Origin of the sequence: Mycobacterium sp., assembly GCF_049280035.1 — a bacterium.
Lineage (GTDB): Bacteria > Actinomycetota > Actinomycetes > Mycobacteriales > Mycobacteriaceae > Mycobacterium.
On sequence record NZ_JBAPPI010000183.1, the window covers coordinates 1 to 5,189 of the forward strand.

The 5,189-nt window shown below is 63.6% G+C and carries 6 protein-coding genes and 1 pseudogene; 5 read left to right on the forward strand and 2 right to left on the reverse strand.

What is annotated here, in order from left to right:
• The 4 genes and pseudogenes from WAN71_RS05985 to WAN71_RS06000 all read left to right on the forward strand — a co-directional run.
• A pseudogene (locus WAN71_RS05985) lies at nt 1–381 on the forward strand (replication-associated recombination protein A); the annotation flags it as partial.
• A gap of 144 nt (nt 382–525) precedes the next feature.
• Entirely contained in the window at nt 526–1,107 is a 582-nt protein-coding gene (locus WAN71_RS05990; protein WP_422224455.1) for a pyridoxamine 5'-phosphate oxidase family protein, read from the forward strand.
• Nucleotides 1,107–2,243 (forward strand): VOC family protein, encoded by a 1,137-nt coding sequence (locus WAN71_RS05995; protein ID WP_422224456.1) that lies wholly within the window; start codon nt 1,107–1,109, stop codon nt 2,241–2,243. The genes WAN71_RS05990 and WAN71_RS05995 overlap by 1 nt, the downstream gene beginning before the upstream one ends.
• A 27-nt stretch (nt 2,244–2,270) precedes the next feature.
• On the forward strand, nt 2,271–3,209 hold the full coding sequence (locus WAN71_RS06000) for a fumarylacetoacetate hydrolase family protein (protein WP_422224457.1): 939 nt from the start codon (nt 2,271–2,273) through the stop codon (nt 3,207–3,209).
• Here the strand turns inward: WAN71_RS06000 and WAN71_RS06005 are convergent.
• Both WAN71_RS06005 and WAN71_RS06010 read right to left on the reverse strand, forming a co-directional pair.
• The gene (locus WAN71_RS06005; protein ID WP_422224458.1) at nt 3,196–3,438 is read right to left on the reverse strand and encodes a hypothetical protein; all 243 of its coding nucleotides are present in this window, start codon (nt 3,436–3,438) and stop codon (nt 3,196–3,198) included. The two genes, WAN71_RS06000 and WAN71_RS06005, sit on opposite strands and share 14 nt — an antisense overlap.
• Nucleotides 3,439–3,581: 143 nt before the next feature.
• Nucleotides 3,582–4,235 (reverse strand): TetR/AcrR family transcriptional regulator, encoded by a 654-nt coding sequence (locus tag WAN71_RS06010; protein ID WP_422224459.1) that lies wholly within the window; start codon nt 4,233–4,235, stop codon nt 3,582–3,584.
• 94 nt (nt 4,236–4,329) lie between these two features.
• Here WAN71_RS06010 and WAN71_RS06015 point away from each other — a divergent pair.
• On the forward strand, nt 4,330–5,189 hold an 860-nt coding region (locus WAN71_RS06015), incomplete at its 3' end, for an oxygenase MpaB family protein (protein WP_422224460.1).

A 5,189-nucleotide genomic window follows, 5' to 3' on the forward strand; every position in this document is an offset into this window, starting at 1 on the left:
GCGCAGACCGTGCAACTGATCGGCATGCCCGAAGCCCAGTTGACCCTGGCGCACGCCACGGTGCACCTGGCCACCGCGCCCAAGTCGAACGCGGTGACCACCGCGCTGGGTGCGGCGATGGCCGACATCAAAGCGGGCAAGGCCGGTCTGGTGCCGCCGCATCTGCGCGACGGCCACTATTCCGGCGCGGCGGCGCTGGGCAATGCGCAGGGCTACCGGTACGCACACGATGATGAAAGCGGTGTGGTGCCGCAACAGTACCCACCGGACGAACTGGTCGGCGTGGATTACTACCGGCCCACTAGCCACGGCGCCGAGCGCGATGTGGCTGCGCGACTGGACCGGCTCCGTGCCATCATCCGCCGCAACAACCGCGACTGAGGGCGATCCTGAGCGGACTCGCCGTCGGAACGAGCGCGGCAAACTGATTTCTCTGAACTGCGGCGCGACAGACGCGGTCTTGCTTTTCATCGCCGCAAGTGTACCGTTATTATCACTCGATAATAAAGCTGGAAGGCTAGATGTATGAGCACTACTCCTGAGACCACTCGTCTGTTGCCGCTGTCGAAGGATCCGTTTCAAGCGCCGACGGATCGCGACATGCTGCGCTCTGAGCGGCGGCTGTTTGTTCAGACCCACCGGACTTGTGTATTCGGCTACGGCCGCCGATCCGACGGTCCGGCGATGTCGATCGTCTACTACGTCCCCGACGACAACGACGACCTGCTGGTGGCGACCATGGCCGATCGGGCCAAGGCCAAAGCCGTGGCCCGCAACGGCAAAGTCAGCCTCTGCGTACTGGATGAGACCTGGCCGTTCGCCTACCTGCAGGTCTATTGCGATGCGGTGATCGACGACGACGAGGAAACCCTGATCGACGTGATGATGGCGGTGGCTGAACGCATGTCGGGTCAGCCACTACCAGCCGAGTTACGCCCCGCGGTCAAAGCGGTCGCAGAGCAGGAAGGCCGGGTGCTGGTGCGCTGTCGACCGTATGCGACGTTCGTGACGCCGCCGCGACACTTGCACAGCAACGACCAGCAAGAGCTGACCCACCGGGTTTCGGCGTCGATGCCCTGGGACGCTCCCGACACGGCGGCGAAGTGATGGCCGACCGTGTTGTCGGCGCGCACACCGATCTGCACGGTGATCAGGGCGCTCGCCGAGGAGAGCACCCGGGGCGATCCCGTGAACCCATTATCAAGGTTCACGATATTGGCTGGTTGGAGTTCGAGAAGCCGGATCTGGTTCGCGCTGAGGCATTTTCGCGGGCGTTCGGCTTTAGCACCGTAGCTCGCACGGCCGACGAGCTGTATCTGCGCGGCACCGATTCCGGCTCGCCCTGCGTGCTGATCCAGCGAGGTCCCCGGTCGAGATTCGTCGCAGCCGCATACACCGTCCAGGATCAGTCCGATGTGCTGCGGCTGGCCGAGGCGACCGGCACCAAAATCCGCGCGCTGCCCGAGTCACTCGGCGGTGTGGCGGTCGACCTGGTCGATCCCAGCGGTGTGACGGTGCGTGTGGTGCACGGGACTCACCGGCTGGAGGCCCTGCCAGCGCAGCCGCCGCAGCAGTACAACTTTGGGCACGAACTGCGGCGGATCAACACCACGCAACGCGCGCCACGCGAGCCGACGCGGGTGCAGCGGCTCGGGCATGTGGTGATGCAGACCACCAAGTACCGGGAGGCGCTCGAATGGTACCTCGATCACCTCGGCATGATCGTCAGCGATTTCATGTACTACCCGGGGCGGCGCGACCGTGGACCGGTCATGAGCTTCATTCGCTGCGATCGCGGCCAGACTCCGGCCGATCACCACACCTTGGCGATGGCTTTGGGCCCGTCCAACCGTTACGTCCATTCGGCCTACCAGGTCAGCGACATCGACGCGATGGCCGCCGGCGGCCGCTACCTCGCCGAGCTCGGCTATCACCGCTCGTGGGGAATCGGCCGGCACATCCTGGGAAGCCAGATCTTCGACTACTGGCGCGATCCCGACGGTTTTTTGGTCGAGCACTTCAGCGACGGTGACATGTTCGACGCCACCCTCGAGCCGGGGTGGGCTCCGTTCACCACCTCCGGGCTCTACCAATGGGGACCCCGGATCACCAAAGACTTCCTCGGCATCGCGCCCGGCCGCGAATCCCTGCGCGAGCTTCGCTCGGTGATCAGCGCGCTGCGCGCCGACAACGAATTCGACCTGGCCAGCCTGCGCGGCTTGCTCACCGTGACCAATTCCTGACCCCACCCGACGATCCAAGGACCCCCGATGACCGTTTCGATCCTGCGCACCGCCGACGCCTGGTTTGTGCAGACCCCGACCGGGGCCGCTCGAGTCGCCACCACCGCCACCACCACACGCCAGCTGCTGGCCGACCGAGCCGCCATCGAAGCCGCCGCCCACAGCAGCGACACCGTGCCGAAGGACAGTCTGCAATTGCTGTCCCCGATCACCGTGTCGTGCCGGGTGGTGGCACAACTGGCCAACTACGCCTCCCATGCCAAAGACGCCGGACGGAACCCGGCAACCGACCCGCTGGCCTTCTTCCGCAAGGCATCCGGCTCCATCAGCGGCCCATTCGACGCCATCATCAAACCCGAGCATGTCCGGCTGCTGGACTACGAGGTCGAGATCGGTCTGGTCATCGGCCGCGATGTGCCCGTCGGCACCACGATCACCGAGGCCAACCTCGCCAACTACGTCTGCGGGCTGGTGGTGGCCAATGACGTCTCGGCGCGTGACGTGCAGTTGACCAAAACGCAGTTCTACGAAGCGAAGTCGTATCCGACGTTCACTCCGGTCGGGCCCGCGCTGGTGCTGCTGGACGGCGACGAGCTCAAACGCTTCGGTGACTTGCGGCTGCAGCTACGGGTGAACGGTCAGATCCGCCAGAACATGCTTGTCGACGGCGACATCATCTACCGGCCCGTGCAGGCCCTGCAGGCGCTGTCGCGTTTTCAACGTCTCGATGCCGGCGACCTGGTATTGACCGGAACCCCGGTCGGCACGGCGATCAGCGCACCCCCCAAGCCAATCCAAATCATCGGGTCGCTGCTGCCGGACCAGCTGAAGTGGAAGACCTTCTTCTCAAGGCAAGCCAAAAACCCGAAATATCTGTGCCACGGCGACGTCGTCGAGGCCACCGTCGCGACCGATGACGGGGCGATCGACCTCGGCGCGCAGCGCACCGTCGTCAAGTACGCATGAGGATCAGCGACTGATGTTGGCAACGCTTGCACGCGACCTTGAACTGGACACTCTTACTGTCGAGCAGGACGATCGCGTGCTTCTTGTCCGGTTCTGCGACTCCCCACATAACTTCATGACGGCGCGGATGCAAAAAGACCTCGACATCCTGACCGCAGCCGTAGACGCCGACACCAGTGTCGGCGCAGTCGTTCTCACCGGAGGTGTACCGAAGCGCTACATCACTCACTTCACATCGCCGAGATCCTCGCCGCCGCCCAGCGTGTCGGACGGCCCTTATCGAATCAGATACTGTCCTACCTCGCGCGAGGCGTCGAGGTCGTTGGTGCCCCTTATCAACGCACCCGTCGGCAGCGCTTCCGGACGGTGGAACTAGTCGGGTTCGTCGTCGTGCGGTGGGCGCGGGGCGATACCGGAAATTCGATAAAACATGTCGACAAGTTCGTCGATGACCTCGTCAATGGTCAGCGGGAGATGTCCGTCCAGCCATGCCATGCCGATTTGTTGTGCAGCTCCGATGAATCCGTAGGCTTTGAGGCGCAGTTCCTGCGGCGGGGGTACATCGTCGGCGGCGGCGAAGGCGAACCAGAGTTCGACTGCGCGCGTCGGGAATCCGTCGCGGTATTTCTTGAGCGGACCGGTCTGGGATTCAACCGCGTGCAACCGCACCACCCTGGGATCACTCAGGAGGGCGCGTGTGTAGACCTCGAGCGCGGGGCGGGGGTCACGACCGGCTCCGACCTCGATCGCCGGGGCAACCACTGCCACGAGATTGCCCGTCACGTGTTCGAACACCGCTTCGGCGAGCGCGTCGATCGATGCGAAATTCTCGTAGAAGTACCGTTTTGTGAGTCCAGCTTCGGCGCAGACGTCAACGATTCCGACGGCCGCGATTCCCCGCGTTCCGAACAGCTGCAGGCCGGCATCGATCAGTCGCTGGCGGCGCTGGTGACGCCGGTCGGTGGCGCTAACGCCACGGTATGGACGCGGCACGGCCGCGACCGATGAGCTCGCCGCAACCGCCATGAGTCCTCACTGTTGACACCCGTCCGTATCAGATATTAGCGTAGGCCATATCTGATACTGCATCGGATCAGTTTTGGATCTTAGGAGCTTAAGGATGACTGAAGTTCTCCCCGCCCCGTTGGATCCCGAGGGGTTGGTGTGGGAGCACTTCGGTCGCCAGCCGATTTTTCGCCTGTCCAATGGCCTTCGCGAAGCGATGCTGCAGAACATGCATCCCGGGCTGGCCGCCGGCGTCGAGCATCATTCGGTGTTCTTCGAGGATCCACGCGCCCGCGGTGAACGGTCGATCGGACCGATCATGTCCGTCGTCTACGGGGGCCCCACATCGCACGAGTGGGGAAAGTTGGTGCGAGGTTTCCACGGCTCGATCAACGGCGTCGACAAATACGGTCGCCGATACAGCGCGCTCAACCCGGAGACCTTCTTCTGGGCGCACGCAACGTTCGTCGAAGACATCGTGACCGGGCACGAGCTCACGGGCTATCCGCTGTCAACGCCCGACAAAGAAGCCCTCTACTTGGAATCGATTGACTGGTATCGCCTCTATGGCGTCAGCATGAGGCCGGTCCCACCCGACTGGGACGCATTCCAGCAGTACTGGGAGCACATGATCAACAACGTGCTGGAGGACAGCCGCCCGGTTCGGGAGGGCTTTCACATGTACCGGACGATGCCGCCGCCGACCAGCAAGCGCCTGTCTGATCGCGCCAATACGGTTGTTGGACCACTGATTCTGAAACCGTTCGTGCAAACACCGCTGGTGAAATTGATCCTGTGGGTCACCACCGGCGCGCTACCGCCAGTGATCCGCGAACGGCTGTGCCTGGACTGGACTCGACTGGACGAATTGCGTTATCGCCTGCACCTCAAGGCAGTTCACGCGACGATCAGGGCGATCCCAACACACCTTCAATACTTTCCACTCGCCCGAGACCAGCGCGCGCACTACTACCG

Excerpts from the sequence above, each read along its gene's own strand:
- WAN71_RS05990 (WP_422224455.1), top strand. The coding sequence starts at position 526 with ATGAGCACTACTCCTGAGACCACTCGTCTGTTGCCGCTGTCGAAGGAT.
- WAN71_RS05995 (WP_422224456.1), top strand. The coding sequence starts at position 1,107 with ATGGCCGACCGTGTTGTCGGCGCGCACACCGATCTGCACGGTGATCAG.
- WAN71_RS06000 (WP_422224457.1), top strand. The coding sequence starts at position 2,271 with ATGACCGTTTCGATCCTGCGCACCGCCGACGCCTGGTTTGTGCAGACC.
- WAN71_RS06010 (WP_422224459.1), bottom strand. The coding sequence starts at position 4,235 with ATGGCGGTTGCGGCGAGCTCATCGGTCGCGGCCGTGCCGCGTCCATAC.